General features: G+C 37.5%; 19 protein-coding genes and 2 other annotated features (1 of these 21 only partly in view). Of the genes, 16 read left to right on the forward strand and 3 right to left on the reverse strand.

What is annotated here, in order from left to right; genetic code table 11:
- Positions 1-204 (forward strand) — a binding site (T-box leader); it begins 57 nt to the left of the window's first position.
- A 57-nt stretch (positions 205-261) separates the two neighbouring features.
- Complete coding sequence (gene metG / locus ACMGGO_RS00865; protein WP_420281512.1) at positions 262-1896, forward strand: methionine--tRNA ligase; 1635 nt, start codon at positions 262-264, stop codon at positions 1894-1896.
- Positions 1897-1945: 49 nt separating this feature from the next.
- On the opposite strand, the gene ACMGGO_RS00870 is transcribed toward metG, so the two are convergent.
- Both ACMGGO_RS00870 and ACMGGO_RS00875 read right to left on the reverse strand, forming a co-directional pair.
- Positions 1946-3517 (reverse strand): 2-isopropylmalate synthase, encoded by a 1572-nt coding sequence (locus ACMGGO_RS00870; protein ID WP_036079516.1) that lies wholly within the window; start codon positions 3515-3517, stop codon positions 1946-1948.
- 92 nt (positions 3518-3609) lie between these two features.
- Positions 3610-3848 (reverse strand) — a binding site (T-box leader).
- A 262-nt stretch (positions 3849-4110) separates the two neighbouring features.
- Complete coding sequence (locus ACMGGO_RS00875) at positions 4111-5805, reverse strand: methyl-accepting chemotaxis protein (RefSeq protein ID WP_259950531.1); 1695 nt, start codon at positions 5803-5805, stop codon at positions 4111-4113.
- 311 nt (positions 5806-6116) lie between these two features.
- Here ACMGGO_RS00875 and ACMGGO_RS00880 point away from each other — a divergent pair, with 311 nt between their 5' ends.
- The 4 genes from ACMGGO_RS00880 to ACMGGO_RS00895 all read left to right on the forward strand — a co-directional run bounded on the left by ACMGGO_RS00880 (position 6117) and on the right by ACMGGO_RS00895 (position 9675).
- Positions 6117-6611, forward strand: a complete 495-nt coding sequence (locus tag ACMGGO_RS00880; RefSeq protein WP_103118925.1) for a DUF1648 domain-containing protein — start codon at positions 6117-6119, stop codon at positions 6609-6611.
- A gap of 225 nt (positions 6612-6836) precedes the next feature.
- A complete protein-coding gene (locus tag ACMGGO_RS00885; protein ID WP_048394121.1) occupies positions 6837-7427 on the forward strand; it encodes an RNA polymerase sigma factor in 591 nt (196 codons plus the stop codon).
- On the forward strand, positions 7399-8517 hold the full coding sequence (locus ACMGGO_RS00890) for a DUF4179 domain-containing protein (RefSeq protein WP_103118923.1): 1119 nt from the start codon (positions 7399-7401) through the stop codon (positions 8515-8517). Before ACMGGO_RS00885 ends, ACMGGO_RS00890 begins: the two co-directional genes overlap by 29 nt.
- A gap of 177 nt (positions 8518-8694) precedes the next feature.
- The gene (locus tag ACMGGO_RS00895) at positions 8695-9675 is read left to right on the forward strand and encodes a GNAT family N-acetyltransferase (protein WP_048394125.1); all 981 of its coding nucleotides are present in this window, start codon (positions 8695-8697) and stop codon (positions 9673-9675) included.
- A 49-nt stretch (positions 9676-9724) separates the two neighbouring features.
- Here ACMGGO_RS00895 and ACMGGO_RS00900 read toward each other — a convergent pair whose 3' ends face one another.
- Entirely contained in the window at positions 9725-10162 is a 438-nt protein-coding gene (locus ACMGGO_RS00900; RefSeq protein ID WP_048394127.1) for an Rrf2 family transcriptional regulator, read from the reverse strand.
- A gap of 190 nt (positions 10163-10352) precedes the next feature.
- Here ACMGGO_RS00900 and hmpA point away from each other — a divergent pair, with 190 nt between their 5' ends.
- The 11 genes from hmpA to ACMGGO_RS00955 all read left to right on the forward strand — a co-directional run bounded on the left by hmpA (position 10353) and on the right by ACMGGO_RS00955 (position 18058).
- A complete protein-coding gene (gene hmpA / locus ACMGGO_RS00905; protein WP_112116789.1) occupies positions 10353-11519 on the forward strand; it encodes an NO-inducible flavohemoprotein in 1167 nt (388 codons plus the stop codon).
- 220 nt (positions 11520-11739) lie between these two features.
- Complete coding sequence (locus tag ACMGGO_RS00910) at positions 11740-12000, forward strand: metal-sensitive transcriptional regulator (protein WP_048394130.1); 261 nt, start codon at positions 11740-11742, stop codon at positions 11998-12000.
- 41 nt (positions 12001-12041) lie between these two features.
- Positions 12042-12383: a rhodanese-like domain-containing protein gene (locus tag ACMGGO_RS00915; protein ID WP_066037989.1), complete on the forward strand. Its 342-nt coding sequence runs from the start codon at positions 12042-12044 to the stop codon at positions 12381-12383.
- Positions 12384-12395: 12 nt separating this feature from the next.
- Positions 12396-12692, forward strand: a complete 297-nt coding sequence (locus tag ACMGGO_RS00920; RefSeq protein ID WP_048394133.1) for a rhodanese-like domain-containing protein — start codon at positions 12396-12398, stop codon at positions 12690-12692.
- A gap of 66 nt (positions 12693-12758) precedes the next feature.
- Positions 12759-13307 carry a sulfurtransferase TusA family protein gene (locus tag ACMGGO_RS00925; RefSeq protein ID WP_048394135.1) on the forward strand — a complete coding sequence of 183 codons (549 nt, stop codon included), beginning with the start codon at positions 12759-12761 and terminating at the stop codon, positions 13305-13307.
- 17 nt (positions 13308-13324) lie between these two features.
- Positions 13325-13720 (forward strand): DsrE/DsrF/DrsH-like family protein, encoded by a 396-nt coding sequence (locus ACMGGO_RS00930; RefSeq protein ID WP_048394137.1) that lies wholly within the window; start codon positions 13325-13327, stop codon positions 13718-13720.
- Between the two features lie 79 nt (positions 13721-13799).
- A complete protein-coding gene (locus ACMGGO_RS00935) occupies positions 13800-14927 on the forward strand; it encodes an MBL fold metallo-hydrolase (protein ID WP_054549638.1) in 1128 nt (375 codons plus the stop codon).
- 141 nt (positions 14928-15068) lie between these two features.
- Positions 15069-15299: a sulfurtransferase TusA family protein gene (locus ACMGGO_RS00940; RefSeq protein ID WP_103119113.1), complete on the forward strand. Its 231-nt coding sequence runs from the start codon at positions 15069-15071 to the stop codon at positions 15297-15299.
- Positions 15300-15379: 80 nt separating this feature from the next.
- The gene (locus ACMGGO_RS00945) at positions 15380-16156 is read left to right on the forward strand and encodes a sulfite exporter TauE/SafE family protein (RefSeq protein WP_103118920.1); all 777 of its coding nucleotides are present in this window, start codon (positions 15380-15382) and stop codon (positions 16154-16156) included.
- A gap of 12 nt (positions 16157-16168) precedes the next feature.
- Positions 16169-16873 carry a DsbA family oxidoreductase gene (locus ACMGGO_RS00950; RefSeq protein ID WP_054549636.1) on the forward strand — a complete coding sequence of 235 codons (705 nt, stop codon included), beginning with the start codon at positions 16169-16171 and terminating at the stop codon, positions 16871-16873.
- Positions 16874-17107: 234 nt separating this feature from the next.
- Positions 17108-18058 (forward strand): c-type cytochrome, encoded by a 951-nt coding sequence (locus ACMGGO_RS00955; protein WP_009370633.1) that lies wholly within the window; start codon positions 17108-17110, stop codon positions 18056-18058.
- Positions 18059-18090: the final 32 nt, after the last annotated feature.

An 18090-nucleotide genomic window follows, 5' to 3' on the forward strand; every position in this document is an offset into this window, starting at 1 on the left:
TGGTGGAAATGAGGTAAATGAACCCTTTTGAAAATGACCTTTGAGCTTCGTACCGAAAGCTTTTTAGCCAGTAGATTACGACGAGATGGGCACTCGTTACAACAGCAGCAGTATCTCTTTTTTGAGTGAAGACGTACTGATAGAGGCAAATAGTGTAAGCTATTTGTAAATATAGGTGGTAACACGGGTATACTCGTCCTAATCAGATTTGATTAGGGCGATTTTTTTTTACCATTTTTTCTGTGAGGGGAGCAATTTAGAATGACGATTGTTATTGGAGGCGCTTGGCCGTATGCAAATGGCTCTTTGCATTTAGGGCATGTTGCCGCATTATTACCAGGTGATATTTTGGCTAGATATTACCGACAAAAAGGTGAGCAGGTTTTATATGTATCAGGCAGTGATTGTAATGGTACACCCATTTCTATACGTGCCGCACAAGAGAATACAACGACAGAAGCTATAGCTAATCACTATCATGAGGAGTTTACTAGATGCTTTCATGATTTAGGATTTACCTATGATTTGTACACAAGAACGGATGCGGAGCACCACCATGAATCCGTTAAGGCCCTTTTCTTACAGCTACTGGCTAATAATTTCTTATACAAGAAGAAAATTGAACAGGCTTACTGTGAGACGGATAAACAATTTCTACCAGATCGATTTGTCGAGGGGCTCTGTCCAAATTGTGGAGCGAAAGCAAGGGGAGATCAATGTGATAACTGCTCAGAAATTTTAGACCCATTGGATTTAATTGATAAGCGCTGCAAAATTTGTGGGAACGAACCTGTTATTCGGGAAACTGAGCACTTTTATTTTACCTTTAGTCAATTTCAAGGAAGGTTGGAGTCTTATTTAGCACAAGCGAAAGTCGAGAAACGTTGGCGTGACAATGCTTTAGGGTTAACGGAGCGATACTTGGCAGAGGGAGTTCCCGACCGAGCAGTAACAAGAGATTTACCGAATGGCATAGATGTTCCAGTGCCAGGTTTTGAAGGGAAAAAAATATATGTATGGATTGAAGCTGTAGCAGGGTACTTAACAGCAAGCTTAGAATGGGCAAAAGAGCATCATATAGCTATTGAAGATTTATGGAATGAAGAGACCATTTCATACTATGTACATGGGAAGGATAATATTCCATTCCATACAGTTATTTGGCCAGCCATTTTAATGGGAATTGGATCCAAGGCCTTACCTACCCATATCGTATCTAATGAGTATTTAACATTAGAAAAACGCAAATTATCTACTAGTCAGAATTGGGCTGTATGGGTTCCTTATATTTTAAGCCGTTATGATGCGGACTCTATTCGTTACTTCTTAACGATGAATGCGCCAGAAAATCGTGATACTGATTTTTCATGGCGGGAATTTATTTATAGCCATAATGGCGAACTACTCGGAGCCTATGGCAATTTTGTAAACCGTACATTGAAGTTTATTGAGAAATCATTTGCTTGTCAGGTGCCACAAGCGGAGGTGGATAGCGACATTCGAAAACAAACCGTACAATTGTTTAATGAAGCGGGTGTTCTTATCGAAGGTGGTCATTTCAAACAGGCGTTAGAATCGATTTTTGAGTATATTCGCGGTGCTAATCGTTATTTTGATGAACAACAGCCATGGCTGCAGGTAAAAGAAAACGTAGAGGCAGGTAATCGTACATTAGCAACTTGCGTCTATATCATTGCGAATTTAGGACAGCTGCTGCATCCTTTCTTACCGTTTTCAGCAAAGAAAGTAAGAAATATGTTAGGTATAAATGAAATGATGTGGCATGAGCAAGTAGATCTCACTAAAGTCATTCGAGAGGTGACACCATTATTTGAACGTCTTGATATCGAACGAATCGATGAGGAATATCAAAAACTAGTTAGGGATAGTCACTAGGATTGAAAAAGCAGTATGGCACAAGTGCCATACTGCTTGCTATTTTCATTTAATTCATAACAGGTGTTAATTTTGTCACTACAATGCTATTGATCGCATTAATATAGGCTAATGCACTTGCCTTAAGAATATCTGTATCTGCTGCTTTTGCAATATACTTTTCGCCTTCATGCTCAATCGTAATTTTTACTTTACCTAAAGCCTCTTTGCCTCGTGAAACACTATTGATATTATATTCCACTAGTTTTACATCCATATTTGTAATTTCTGCAATGGCTGAATAGAGGGCATCAATTGGACCAGAGCCTACTGCACTAGCTTTAAATACTTCGCCGCCTTTTCGAACCTTAACACTTGCTGAAGGGAAGCTTGTATTGCTGACGACTTGTAGATCATCAAAATCAAAGAATTGCTCACTATAATGTGTAGCATTTTTATTATTGGCATCATGTTTTTCATAATAGCTTTCAACAATAACATATAAATCGTGATCATATACTTCTTTCTTCGCATCGGCTAGCTTTAAGAATCCTTCGAAAATACCTTCAAATTCCTCTGTTGAAAGATTAGTAAAACCTAATTTTTCAAGAGCATTTTTCACTGCATGGCGACCAGATCGAGCTGTTAGTACTAGCTCCATATCATCAAGACCTACATCCTCAGGATGGACGATTTCATAAGCATCACGCGATTTTAACAAACCATCTTGGTGAATACCAGAAGAATGGGCAAATGCATTATCTCCTGTAATGGCTTTATTGACCTGTACATCTAAGCCCATAAAGCTAGAAACAAGACGTGAAGTATTCATAATTTCTTTTGTATTAATACGTGTTTCTGCATTGTAGACGGAGCTACGAGTTTTAAGTGCCATGACAACTTCTTCTAATGCAGCATTACCTGCGCGTTCACCGATACCATTGATTGTACACTCTACCTTATCTGCACCATTTTTAATTGCAGCTAGCGTATTAGCCGTTGCCATTCCAAGATCATTGTGACAATGAACGCTTAAAAGAACGCTATCATCTAAGTTTTTCATACGGTCATTTAATTTAAAAATCATTTCTCCAAATTCCTCTGGCTCTGCAAAGCCAACCGTATCAGGAACGTTAATCATCGTTGCGCCAGCTCTCATAACAGCTTCAATTGTTTTCCAAAGATATTCAAAGTCAGAACGAGAGGCATCCTCTGTGGAATATTGAACTTGCGGCAATAATGTTTTAGCGTATTTCACAGCATCCACGCCAATTTGTAAAATTTGATCTTTTGACTTGCTGAATTTTTTCTCCACATGAATATCAGAGGTTCCTAGTACCATGTGAATCATCGGGTTTTGAGCATACTTCACAGCATTATAGACAGCATCAATGTCAGCCTTTACAGCACGTGCTAATGCTGTAATCATAATGTCGTTTGTATTGCCAACCTTTTCAGCTACAGCTTTGACGGCATCAAAATCACCTTGAGAGGAAGCGGGGAATCCAGCCTCAATAATATCGACACCTAATTTTTTCAGCTGCTGTGCGATCTCTACTTTTTCATAAAGATTTAGCTTTGCTCCAGGCACCTGTTCGCCATCACGTAAAGTTGTATCAAACACCCAAATTTTTCTTCCCATTTTCAAACACTCCTTTTTAGTGATTAGTATCTAAAATCTACACTTAGGCCAATAAGTCATTAAAAAAATAAAAAAACCCGTCTCTATTTAAAAATAGAGACGAGTTTATGCTCGCGGTACCACTCTAATTGACCTTCTCTTTATAGAAAAAGTCCCCTTATCGACAGCTATCACTGTCTATCCTGTTAACGGGGGAAACCGACATCCCTTACTAAAAAGTTCAGGGAGTAGCTCATGGACGAGTTCAAAATGTGTGCCTACCGATTTACACCAACCATCGGCTCTCTACAAGTACACAATCACTTTTACTATTTCCAATCTTGGCCTGCAATGTGTTGTTGAAAGCAATATTACTTGGATATTAACTGCCTGTCAATAATATTCTAAAAATTTATTTAATTCTGTCTTAAGTAATGTCTATTTTATTAAAAATTTGATATTTGGTGAAGTGTAAAATAAAGTGGTGAAGAATGTATTTACTAGGAGAAAATGGTGAATAGGGTTAGCATACGATAGGTAGAAAAATCATGCTATTTTTCTTTGTATGAAGAAACTGCTCGTTTTCTATAAACCTAAAGAAAACGAGCAGTTTTTTATTCTAGCTTAAAACGAGAGACTTGCGTGTGAAGTTCTTCTGCCATATTTGAAAGTGTTGCTGCTGAAGCAGCTACTTCTTCGATAGTAGCTAATTGTTCCTCGGAAGCAGAAGCAACATTTTGTAAATTAGATGAGGACATCTGTGCAATAGTTGCAATTTCATCAAAGGAAGCATAGATTTGCTCTGCACTAGAGGACATCTCCTCTGACACTGTCGTTGCTTCTTGGATTTGCATGGATACTTGCTCAATCAGCTCAACAATCTTAGAGAAACCTTCTTCTGCTACCTTCACTACCTGCATACCAATTTGAACCTCTTGAGTTCCAGTATCCATCACCGTTACAGCACGGTTTGTATCCTGCTGTATTTCAGAAATCAAGGTAGCGATTTGCTCAGCGGATTTTTTTGATTGCTCTGCTAGCTTTTTCACTTCATCTGCTACGACTGCAAAGCCGCGTCCATGATCGCCTGCACGAGCCGCTTCAATGGCAGCATTAAGTGCTAATAAGTTTGTTTGTTCTGCAATATCAGTAATAATGCCAATGATATTGCCAATTTCAATGGAGTGCCCGTCTAGATTTTTAACAACACTTGCTGACTCTAAAACAGCCGTGTTGATTGTTGTCATCTGAGAGATAACACGATGTAAAGAATCATTCCCTTTCTTAGCCTCTGAATTTGTTTCGATTGCCAGTTCAGAAACAGCCGCAGTAGTAGAAGCTAATTGTTGTATACCCTTTGTCATGTTTTTCATTGCTTCTGAGCTTTCAGTTGCGTTTTTCCCTTGAGCCTCTGAGCCACTAGCAACCTCTTGAATAGAAGAAGTGATTTGTTCTGTAGCCTGTATAGTTTGCTCTGCACTAGCTGTTAACTCAGCAGCAGAGCCACTAACTTGTACAGTGTTTTGGCGCACATTCGTAATTAAATCCTTTAAATTTGTAGCCATTTGATTAAACGCAAGCGCTAGATCACCTACTTCATCACGATTTTTTATACGAATTTGTTCAGCTGTTAAGTCACCCTCAGCTATTTTTTTCGCAGCTTTAGCCATACCGTTAATTGGACGAGACATTAGACTACCAACAACCATAGCAATTATCAGACTTATGACAACAGCAAAGACTCCAAGAAGCATCATTTGGAGCTTGATGTCTTGAATTTGATTGGATGTAGCAGCCATTTTACCTTCTACATATTCATTTTGATAATTAGAAAGGTTTTCAACACGTTCATCGAATTGTTTAATAATTAAGCGTCCTTGAGTACTATCCAATTTTTCGTACTTCTCTGTTTCTCCAGCAGCTTTTAACTCAAACATACGATCTGCAAATTCTTGCACATTTTGCTCACTTTTATTAATAGCTTCAAGCATCTTAATTGATTTTTCTGAATCTAAAGTAGCCATTAATTCTTCAGATTTTTGTTTGAATTCCTCGCGTGAGGCTTGATTACTTTGAAAGTTTTGTTTGTCACCAAGTAGTAAGTAGCCTCGCATGCTGACAATTTCCTGTTTTGCAATCACCCGTAATTCCTGAATACTTATAGATTTAGTAGTTTGTTCCTCCAATAATGTACGATAGGTCTTATTTACAGAATCAAGCTGTTTTATATTTAAGCCGATTGTTGTAACGAGTACCAAAATAACTATAAAAAAACCGAGTAATAATTTCTTGTAGATAGTAAATCGCATAGTTGAAATATCCTTTCTCAGTAATTAGTAGAAATGTTACAAAATAATGAAATATGTATATATATCATTTATATCAGATTATATGAATTTTACAAAGTATTATGAGTATTTCTACAGTAATTAGCAGTTTGAAAATGGGTATAAATTATATATGAAGTAATAAAAAAAGTAGATTTTATCGCTATAATGCTACTAATAATAGGGATAATTAATGGTGCATGTTGAATATTAAGTCAATTTTCATAAATTTTGAAACTTTAATAGTAGTCATAACGTAGATGTAGTAAAGGAAAAGAACAGGGGTGGAGAAAATGTATAGGCCAATTTTAAAGTTACCTAAAACAAGATCAGAAAAGATATGGGACTATATTGGTGGTAGTATATTTATTTTATCCATCTTTTATATTATATTGGCATGGGGTAAGTTGCCTGATGAAATACCTGGTCATTTTAATGGATTAGGTGAGGTGGATCGATGGGGATCAAAAATAGAATTATTCATTCTTCCGTTCATCGGTTTATTTTTATGGATTGTTATGTGGCTGCTAGAAAAAGCACCTCATATGCATAATTATCCGTCACGTTTGGATGAAAGTAATGTAAAAGTATTTTATTTGAATAGCAGAAAAATACTAAATCAAGTAAAAAATATCTGTCTCATTTTATTTGCTTTTATATCGATTCAGATGGTTCGTATTGGTCTTGGTGAGGTAAATTCATTAGGATGGTGGTTCCTACCCATTGTATTGATAGGAGTATTTATCCCAATTATTAAAGGGTTTATAACAAGCTACAAAATAAAATAGTGAGACTCAAACGCTTAGGTTACCCTTAAGCGTTTTATTTTTGTGAAAAATTTTTATAGTGTGTCACAAATGGCTGTTGATTTCAGTTATATAGGCGAAGAAGGGAAGATATAAAAGATTTCTCCAAGTAACTCGATGACATTCAATAATATTTTTAAGATTTTTTATCTAGTATCACAAACTTCTAATAATTTCAGTTATATAGATTGGAGAGGGGGGACAACATTGACTACACGAGAACCATCAAAAGAGCGAGCTGATATAGATATTCAATCAATCGTGGAGCAAGTTCAATCAGGGGACACGCATGACTATGCAGAAATCATTCGTTGTTTTCAAAAGCAAATTTATATTTATTGTTACTATATGCTAGGAACCAAAGAGGAGGCGGAGGATGCTTCGCAAGATATTTTTATTAAAGGACTAGAGAATATTCATAAATTTTCTTATACGGTTTCCTTATCGGCGTGGCTTTATAAAATCGCTCACCACCATTGTATTGATGTCATAAAAGCAAAAAATAGGGGCTATAAATTTTGGCTAAGTGTGAAGCGAGAACAGGTGAAGCAGACGCAAGCACCGATACCTGAATATGATGAGATGGTGCATAGGCTACTGGAAAACTTACATGTAGATGAAAAAAGGATTTTACTGCTTCGTTCTATTGAAGAATATAGCTTTGAAGAGATTTCTGAAATTATGGATATGAAACCAGCTACAATAAGAAAAAAATATGAACGATTACGCAAAAAATTAATAAAGGAAAATAAGTTAGGAGGTGGATTTTATGAGCATTCATTCAAAGCAGAAGGATAAAGAAATGGCACGAATAGAGCTGCTAATTCGAGAAACACCTGTAGAAATTGATTTGGTTGATCGTGTAATCAGTAAATATGAACGTAACGAGCAGCCACAAGTAGTAAAGCACCAGAAGAAATGGCACTATAAAGTTGCTTTTGCAACAGCCATGCTAGTTAGCTTACTATTTATTACATCATTTATTTCACCAACAATGGCTGCAACGCTTAAACAAGTGCCTGTACTATCCTCAATTTTCCGTCTCGCTGGTGATTTGGGGTTGCAGATGGCTGATGAAAAAGGACTTTCTACAAAACCACAGACAAGTGTGACACAGGAGGGGTTTACATTAAGTGTATCGGAAGTAGCGTATGACGGTACACGTGTTTCAATTGCTATTGAACGCCCCTATAAAGAAGATCAGAAAGAAGCTTTAATGGATTGTATCAGTAATTATAATTTGTTTATAAATGATGAGCCTATTAATTCTTTTGCTCCGAGTGAGTCCAATTCTATTAGTCGTTTTATGTACCCTGGTAAAGATAATGCTTCTGTTATTATTGAATTTTCGGATCTGAGAAATCAGGGGGGGAAGCCTTTCCCAGAGCAATTTGATTTAACCATTCAAGCTTTTGTCAAAGGTATAGAAAACCCCATTGAAATTGATATTCCTGTGAAAAATAAAGTGAAAGACTATGTAGCTTTAGCACCAAATATAAGTCGACAATATGACAATATTCATTTGACTCTTGAAAAGGTCAAGCTAACACCAGTTACAACAAGTATCACAACACGGATGGTTTTAACTGATAATTCAACGTTCACTGATAATTTAACACTACTAACAATGGGGATAGTTATTATTGATGAGCATGGTCGTGAAATTGAATTAATTGGAGGAAACGGTTGGAACGCTACCAATGGAAACATTCATCTTGATGATCTTCGGTACACTCCTTTTGAATCTGTTCCAAAAACAATAACCTTAAAACCCTATATCCATCTTTTCAAGGAAAACGAAAAAGGTATGTTTCAATTGGATAAAAACGGTTATCCGAAAATTCAATATATACCTGAACTAGAGATCACTATACCAGTTCAACCATAAAAATAATCGAGAAAGTGTAGTAAAAGCTCACTTTCTTAATTTTTATTTTTCTATATTTATATAAAGTAGATGGATATTCAGTTATACTAGCAAAACAAGGCTTTTGAATAATCTATAGTATATGGAGTATATATAAAGAATAAGTTTTCAATCCTAAGAAATAAAGGGGAATAGAAGATGGCAGTAACGTTAGTAAGGCATGATGTGAAGTATGCTGAGGCTATGCATGCGTTGTCTTCTATGCCACAGGTTCGAGATGCCCTAGGCTTACCTGCTGGCAAGGTAGAAGACACAATTCATTTTATTAAGCGTGAACGTATAGATGAAGAAGAAGGTAAGACCGTCCCTCGTGTGATTTTAGATGAGGAGGGGCAAGTCATTGGTGTGACATCATTAATGTTTATCGATCGTCATAAAAAGAGCTGTCATATCGGCTCTTGGCTTGGCTATCAATTTTGGGGGAAGGGCTATAATCTTGAAGCAAAAACGGCTATTTTAGATATTGCGTTTTTTGAGCTGGGATTATCACGTGTTTTTGCAGGAGCCCGAAAGGTTAATATCCGTTCACAAAAAGCACAAGAAAAGCTACCTTTTGTTCGATTAGGGGTGGAAAAAGATTATCCTGAGGAGCATTCGTGGTTAGAAGTGAAGGAAAAGCAACCATGTGTGTTAAATGTTTTTGAACGAGAAGATTATGTCCGTTATCGAACATCCCTAGAAAAGGTAGAAGGAAACCGAGAAGCCTTTTTACCTCAGCTTTTATTAGCTGATGAGAGTGAAGTGGCAGTTCGGAAATATTTAGATAAGGGTACATTATATAAAATTAATTGTGGAGAACTGTTGGTGGGAGTGGCATTAGTCATTCCTCAAACTAATACTACAATTGAATTGAAGAATATTGCTATTGTACCAAAGTATCAAGGGAAGGGAATAGGCAAAGAGATATTGCGACAGCTCACTGAAGAATGTCAAAAGGATGGTTATCAAACGGTATTAGTTGGAACGGCGAACTCAAGTATTGATAATATCGCTTTTTATCAAAAAGCAGGCTTTCGCATGGAGGCTATTGAAAAGGACTTCTTCAGTCATTACCCAGAACCAATTTATGAAAATGGTATTCGTGCATTGGATATGATTTTCTTTTCAAAGCAATTATAAGCAAACTTCTAAAAAAAATACCCGTTCAACAAATGTTGAGCGGGTATTTTTATTTACCGAGCAGTAGAGCCATTAATTTTTCCTTAGAATGAAGGAAATCGTCCAAGGTGTATTGATCTAATACTTTCAAATAGGCTTGCAAAGCTTCATACAGTACACCCTTTAATTGACATTCTGGAGCTATTTTACATAGGTTATTTTCTTTATCGAAACATTCTACAAGATGAAAATCCTCTTCTGTATGACGAACAATTTCACCGATGGTAATGGTTTTTGGATCGATAGCAAGGCGAATTCCACCGCCACGTCCACGGATTGTTTCAATGTAACCTAATAACCCTAGTTGGTGTGTCACCTTCATTAAATGGTTTTTCGATATATTATAAGCATCTGAGATCTCTTGAATAGTCGATAATTGACCATCTTCCTTTGCGCCTAAATAAATAAGTGTGCGCAAAGAGTAGTCTGTGTATAAAGTTAAGCGCATCTAAACACCCTACTTTCTATAATTCAAAATAATTATAGCATTTTTACATTGAAGTATAATATCTACAACCTATTTTTAAAGATGTATTTAAAATACATTAATTATGTCTATTTTGTTAAAGATGTATTTTATATATTGCTTTAAGAGAATGAAAGCGTTATATTGTAATCACGAAAGGATGGTAAGCGATATGTTAAAACAAGAAACAATTCAAATTATTAAAGCGACAGTACCTGTATTAGAAGTTCATGGTGTTGAAATCACAAAGACGTTTTACAAAAATATGTTTCAAGCTCATCCAGAATTACTAAATATTTTTAATCACACGAACCAAGAACAAGGCCGTCAGCAAACAGCATTAGCAAATACTGTTTACGCTGCAGCAGTTCATATTGAAAACTTAGAAGCAATTTTACCAGCCGTAATGCTTATTGCACATAAACACCGTAGTTTAGGAATTTTACCTGAACATTACCCAATTGTGGGTGAAAACTTATTAAAAGCGATTAAAGAAGTACTTGGTGATGCAGCAACTGATGACATTATTGGTGCATGGGCCGAGGCTTATGGCGTTATCGCAGATATTTTCATTCAAGTAGAAGAAGAGTTATACCAAAAAACTGAGAACAATGGTGGTTGGCGTCTATTTAAACCATTGAAAGTGGCAAAAAAAGTTGTAGAAAGTGACTTAGTAACTTCTATTTATTTTGTAAATGAAGATGGATCACCACTACCAACTTATGAACCAGGTCAATACATCTCTATTCGAGTGAAAGTGCCAGGAGAAGAGTATTTAATGAACCGTCAATATACACTTTCACAAGCGAGTGCAGAAGATGGCTATCGTATTTCGGTGAAACGTGAAAGTGATCATACGCCAAATGGTAAAGTGTCAAATTATATTCATGATCACTTACAAGTTGGAGATTTGGTAGATGTAAGTGCTCCAGCCGGATTATTTGTGTTAGAAGAAACGGCTGCACCAATTACATTTGTAAGTGGCGGTATCGGTGTAACACCTTTAAACAGTATGCTGCAATCTCTAAATGATAATGCAGTGAATGAAGTGAACTTTATCCAATGTGCTCGTAATGAGAAGGTTGTAGCGTTCAGTGATGACATTCAAAAGAAAGTAAACGTCTTACCGAATGCATCCTATACAGCTTTATACTCTGATGAAGACAAGCTTATTACAAAAGAATTGCTGGCTGAAAAAGTAGCTGATAATGCAGATGTATATGTATGTGGCCCTGTAGGCTTTATGGAAGCGGTTATTAAAAATTTACAGGAAATTGGCGTGAAAGATGAAAAAATTCACTATGAATTCTTTGGGCCAGCCATGCAATTAGCTAAATAAAAATAAACTCCCTGCTATGAGTAATAACTCGTAGCAGGGTTTTTTGTTGAAATAATAAGGAAGCAGATAGATGAGGTTAAAGCGATAGGGAGAACATTGTAACTCGCAATTGCAGCATTTTAAAAAAGATAGAAGCTTTATGTTGACAACATACCTATAGGGGTATAATATAAATCTCGTAAGGAAGTTCAATCTATCGTTTGGAAGGGGGCATAACAGAATGGCGTATGGCTCAAACACTGCAAATCGTGTGAAACGTATGGAAGGTCAAATGCGGGGTATTTTACGCATGATGGAAGAAGGTCAAAGTTGTAAAGATGTGATTACACAGCTATCTGCCGTGCGTTCTGCTGTTGACCGGACGATTGGTGTCATTGTAAGTGAAAATTTATTAGATTGTGTATCGACTGCTGAAGGCAATGCTGAAAAAATGAATGCTGCTATCCAAGAGGCGATGGACTTGGTCGTGAAAAGTCGATAACTTGATATACCCATAATCGTATAAAAAGGAGGACTGGTCATATGGAAATATGGATTATTATCGCGCTTGTGGCAGCCTTTTTCGTTTGGCGAATGAAGCCAGCGAAGGGCGTTCAATCAATTTCTACAGCCCAATTAAAAGATATGCTGAATGATAAGGATAAGATATTTATCGATGTACGCACGCCTGCTGAGTATAAAGGTCGGCATATCTCGCAATTTAAAAATGTTCCGCTTGGGTCGAGCTTTAAAAACCTTCCGAAGGATAAAGAGATCATAGTTATTTGTCAGAGTGGTATGCGAAGTAGTCAGGCTTGTAAGCAACTTAAAAAGCAAGGTTTTGAGCGTGTTTCTAATGTTCGTGGTGGAATGAGTGCATACTAGGAGGAGAAAAAAGTGAAAGAAATTACAGCAAAAGAAGTTCAACAAACGATGGAGCAAGGAGGGAAGCTGAATCTTATTGATGTGCGAGAGGTAGATGAAGTAGAGGCTGGCCACATCCCAGGCATTATTCATATCCCGCTAGGTTTATTAGAGTTTCGACTACCTGAATTAAATAAGAGGGAGTCGTATATTATGGTTTGTCGATCAGGTGGACGAAGTGCTCGGGCTACTCAACTATTAGAAAGTAATGGCTTTAATGTAACTAACATGATTGGTGGTATGTTAGCTTGGGAGGGAAAAGTACAGTAATAGGTTAAATCTATATTTTTTTGATTAAAATAATACCCTTATAGGTATATGGAGGTTGTGAAAAGTATGAAGGCGGATTTTCAGCTAGATGCCAAGGGTCTTTCTTGCCCGATGCCGATTGTGAAAACAAAAAAAGCGATGGCTGATTTAGTAGATGGTCAAATTTTAGAAGTAGCTGCGACTGACAAAGGATCTAAAGCTGATATTGCGGCATGGGCTGAAACTGTAGGTCATCAGTATATTGGTACTTTAGAAGATGATGGTGTACTGAAACACTATATTCGTAAATGTACAAACGACCAAATAGAAGAAATGACGTTTGATCAAACAATTGATTTAGAGCAAATCACAAGTCGTAAAGGATTAATTCTAGATGTACGTGAGGAAGCGGAATTCGCTTTTGGGCATATTGCGGGAGCAAAATCGATACCAATGGGCGAACTGGAGACACGACTTTCTGAGCTTGATAAAGAGCAGGAGATATATGTTATTTGTCGTACTGGAAAACGCAGTGACATGGCTGCGCAAAAGCTGGCTTCACATGGTTTTACGAAAGTATTTAACGTCTTACCAGGTATGACATCCTGGTCAGGCGATTTAACAAAAAACATTTAAATTGGAGGAATTTTATTATGTCGAACAAAGTAGCAATCATTGCAAGTAACGGTGGTTTATTTGATGCGTATAAGGTATTTAATATCGCAACAGCTGCGGCAGCTTCTGAGAAAGAGGTAGCTATCTTCTTTACATTTGAAGGTTTGAATTTAATTCATAAGCAAGGTATGCATGCATTACCAATGCCAGCTGGAGCAGAACACTATGCTGAAGGGTTTACAAAAGCAAATGTGCCAGCTATTCCTCAACTAGTGGAAATGGCACAAGAATTAGGTGTGAAATTTATTGCTTGTCAGATGACGATGGATGTTATGGGTTTAACTACTGAAGATTTCATTGAGGGTATTGAAGTGGGAGGAGCCGTAACGTTCCTAGAATTCGCGAAAGACGCAGCACCGTCACTTACATTCTAGTGACCTACCTATAAAAGCGGAGAGGGCACCCCTCTCCGCTATAAAAAACATAAAAACAATACCAATGGGGGTAAAAGAGATGTCAATTCAAAAATGGAGCGCGTCACAAGTAGCTAAAAAGGTTATTCACAATGAAGAGTTGTTTATTTTAGATGTTCGTAATGCGGATGCATTCGAAGATTGGAAAATCGATGGACATCGTTTTGAGTACTTAAATATACCGTATTTTGAACTGTTAGATGGTATTGATAATATTTTACCGAATATCCCAACTGATAAAGATGTATTAGTCGTTTGTGCTAAAGAAGGATCGTCTTTAATGGTTGCTGAAATGTTAGCTGAGGCAGGTATTGAGGTTGCCTATTTAGCTGGAGGTATGAAATCCTGGAGTGAATATTTAGAGCCAATTAAAGTAGGTGATTTAACAGGCGGTGGTGAGCTTTATCAGTTTGTTCGCTTAGGAAAGGGCTGTCTGTCTTATATGGTCCTTTCTGAAGGTGAAGCAGCTATTATTGATGCTGTACGTTTTACAGATGTGTTTATAAATTTTGCAGAACATAAAAATGTCCAAATTAAACATGTTTTTGATACACACTTACATGCTGATCACATTTCAGGTGGGCGCCATATTGCAGAGATGACAGGCGCAACCTATTATTTGCCACCTAAGGACGCTGAGGAAGTTGTGTTCCACTATACACCATTAGTTGATGGAACGACTGTTCAAATCGGTGCATCAAAAATAGATGTAGGAGCTATCTATTCTCCTGGTCATACGATAGGCTCTACTTCATTTGTTGTTGACAGCAAATATTTATTAACAGGAGATATTTTATTTATCGATTCAATCGGACGTCCTGATTTAGCTGGCCTTGCTGATGACTGGGTTGGAGATTTACGAGACACGCTTTACAAGCGTTATCGAGAATTGTCTGATGAACTTATTGTCTTACCAGCACATTTTATGATTATTGATGAGCTGAGTGAAGATGGGACGGTTGCTAGACGACTAGGGGATTTATTTGTACAAAACCATGGATTAAATATTCAAGATGAAGAAGAATTTAGACGTGTGGTAACAGATGAATTACCTCCACAACCAAATGCTTATCAGGAAATTCGTCAGGTGAATATGGGGAAAATCACACCTGCGTTAGATGAGCAAACAGAAATGGAAATTGGACCAAATCGCTGTGCAGTACGATAAAACATGCTAAAGTGCAATGAGTATGCATGTATGCTTATTATATGTAAATTTCGTGAATTGAAGGCGCTCATCCTTCATGAAGATATAAAACAAGAAGAACCGGCAAAATCGCTTACAACCTTTGTCGAGTTGAAGGAGAATATGATGAAATCAAGTTTACAACTAGATGCAAAAGGCCTTTCTTGTCCAATGCCTATTGTGAAGACAAAAAAAGCAATAGATTCCCTAAAGTCTGGGGAAGTTTTAGAAGTTCAGGTGACAGATAAAGGAGCTTTAGCGGATATTCCTGCTTGGGCAAAAGCAGGAGGTCATATCATTTTAGATCAATCTGAAGAGGCTGGCGTTATTACATTTTTCATTCAGAAAGCATAGGGCTGATTGAGGGTTGTCTATTACAGTAGAACAACCCTTCTTTCCTTTTGTTGAATACAGCCAGAAAGAAGGAAAACTAAATGGATATTGCATGGATCTTAACCATTTTACTTATTGGTTTTCTCGGTTCATTTGTATCAGGGATGTTAGGTATTGGCGGTGCCATCATTAATTTCCCGATGCTACTATATATACCGCCATTACTAGGATTTGCGGCCTTTTCTGCACATGAGGTGTCAGGAATAAGTGCGATTCAGGTACTTTTTGCTGCTCTTTCAGGTGTTTGGGTCTATCGTAAAGGTGGGTATTTAAATAAATCACTCATTATCTATATGGGGAGCGCCATATTAGCAGGAAGCTTTGTGGGTAGCTTCGGTTCAAAATTTTTATCTGAGTCTGGTATTAACATGGTCTATGGAATCCTTGCATTGATTGCAGCTGTGATGATGTTCATACCGAAAAAGCAAATTGATGATAAACCGATGCAGGCTGTTACATTTAATAAACCATTGTCGGCCCTATTAGCTTTCGTTGTTGGTATCGGTTCCGGGATAGTAGGGGCAGCTGGTGGATTTTTATTAGTACCAATCATGCTTGTGGTCTTAGGAATCCCTACTCGTATGACCATTGCGTCAAGCCTTGCTATTACGTTTATCTCCTCAATAGGAGGAACTATTGGTAAATTAATGACTGGGCAAGTGGAATATTATCCAGCGCTCATCTTGATTGTAGCTAGTCTAATAGCTGCTCCTCTAGGTGCGAGAATAGGGGGCAAGTTAAATACTAAATTCCTACAAATTATTTTAGCGGTTCTTATATTAGCAACAGCTATTAAAATTTGGATGGATATATTATAAGGGGGTATGGTAATGAAAATTGAAGTTTTCTCTGATTTTACATGTCCATTTTGTTATATTGGCAAGCGAGAACTGGAACGGGCGATTGGCATCGCAGGCTATACAGGATTAGTGGAAATAGAATATAAAGCATTTCAAATAGGCCCAGATATCCCGAAAGTGAATGCACCCTCTTTTTATGAGGCGCTGGCTAAAAAGTATGATGTCACGCTAGATGAAGTGAAAGATATGGTCGAGGGTATAGCTACGAGAGCAACGGAAGTTGGTTTGCATTATGATTTTGCTAAGATGAAAACAGCGCATACAGAAAAGGCTCATCGTTTAGCTAAATGGACGCAGCAATTTGGTAAAGCGACAGCTTATACGGAAGCACTAATGGCTGGTTATTTTAAAGATGGTGAAGATTTGAATAAAGATGAGTTCTTATTAAAAGTTATTGCGCAATTAGATTTGGATAGAGAAGTTGCAGCGGGAATATTAGCTTCAACTGATTTTAGTGAAGAGCTAGACAAGGATCGCTATGAAGCACAGCAACTTGGCGTACAAAGTGTACCGTTCTTTGTATTTGAAAATCGTTATGGTATTAAAGGGGCTGAGCCGAATGAAGTGTTTGTGCGAACTTTGCATCAAGCTGCAGAAATAGCTGGTATTCAGCCAACGATAATGATAAATGGTAATGGAGAATCGGTATGTGCTGATGGACAGTGTAAACTATAAAAGGCTTTAAAGGTGTCGAGTGCGTATGTGTACTTGACGCTTTTTTTTCGAACAAATGAATACTGCAAGAGGTATTAAGTCTTGTTTTCTGTGTTATAGAACAAAATAAAATGTATAATTTATCCTTTTTTATCATCTGAATGGTTCTATTTTATGGTAGTGTGAGAAAAATCACATCCAATAAATTGTTATGTTGCTAAAATATAAGTGAGAATACAAAGGGGGGTATTATAGATGAAACCTATAGTAGCAGGAGTAGCAGGAACAGTACTGTTAGCAGGCGCCATTTTTGTTGGGACGTTTGTCAGTGACAAAATTACAGTTGATTCGAATGTGAGTGAGAAAGAAGCGACAGTGCAAACACAAATACCAACAACAGCAGCTGCTCAGTCAATGGTCTATGCTCCGCCAAGTATTGAAGAAGTACCAGATGGTCCAATGAAAGAAGCAATATTAACGGGCTATGAACTTGTTAATAACACACATGTTGCGGCAGATGAATATGTGGGCAACCAATTATCTTGCACAAGCTGTCATGCCGGTGCTGGCTATGACGAGCAAGCCTCATCATTAGTAGGTGTAATGGCAAATTATCCACAGTATATTGGACGCTCAGGTGGTGTAGTTACAATAGAAGAACGGATTAATGGCTGTATGGTTCGGAGTATGAATGGTAAAAAATTCGAAATGAATAGTGATGAACTAGAGGCTATGGTGGCGTATTTCGCTTATATTTCTGAAGGTGTTCCGATTGGAGCAAAACGTGAATGGGCGGGCACAAGTGATATGAAGAATGTGCCGATTCCAAATGTTGCAGATGGTGAGGAGCTTTATGCACAGTCCTGTATAGCCTGTCATGCAGCTGATGGCGCAGGAACTGGTGCTAATACTGGCCCAGCTTTATGGGGAGATAATTCATTTAATGATGGCGCAGGTATGGCACGTATGTCAAAAATGGCTGGCTATATTCAAAATAATATGCCGATAGGTGCAGCGGGAACATTAACAGATCAAGAAGCTGCAGATTTAGCTGCCTTTATTTTATCGCAAGATCGTCCAGAGTGGGCAAACCATGAAAAAGATTGGCCAAAAGGCGGGCGTCCAAATGACATCATGACTAAGGAAAAACGTGAACAAGTTAAAAATGGTACGATTGACTGGGAAAAAGTTTTGTCTACAAATTAACGAAGAAAAGGGATGCTGATAATTGGCATCCC

The sequence above is a fragment of the Lysinibacillus sp. BNK-21 genome, assembly GCF_048684915.1.
Classification (GTDB): Bacteria; Bacillota; Bacilli; order Bacillales_A; family Planococcaceae; genus Lysinibacillus; species Lysinibacillus capsici.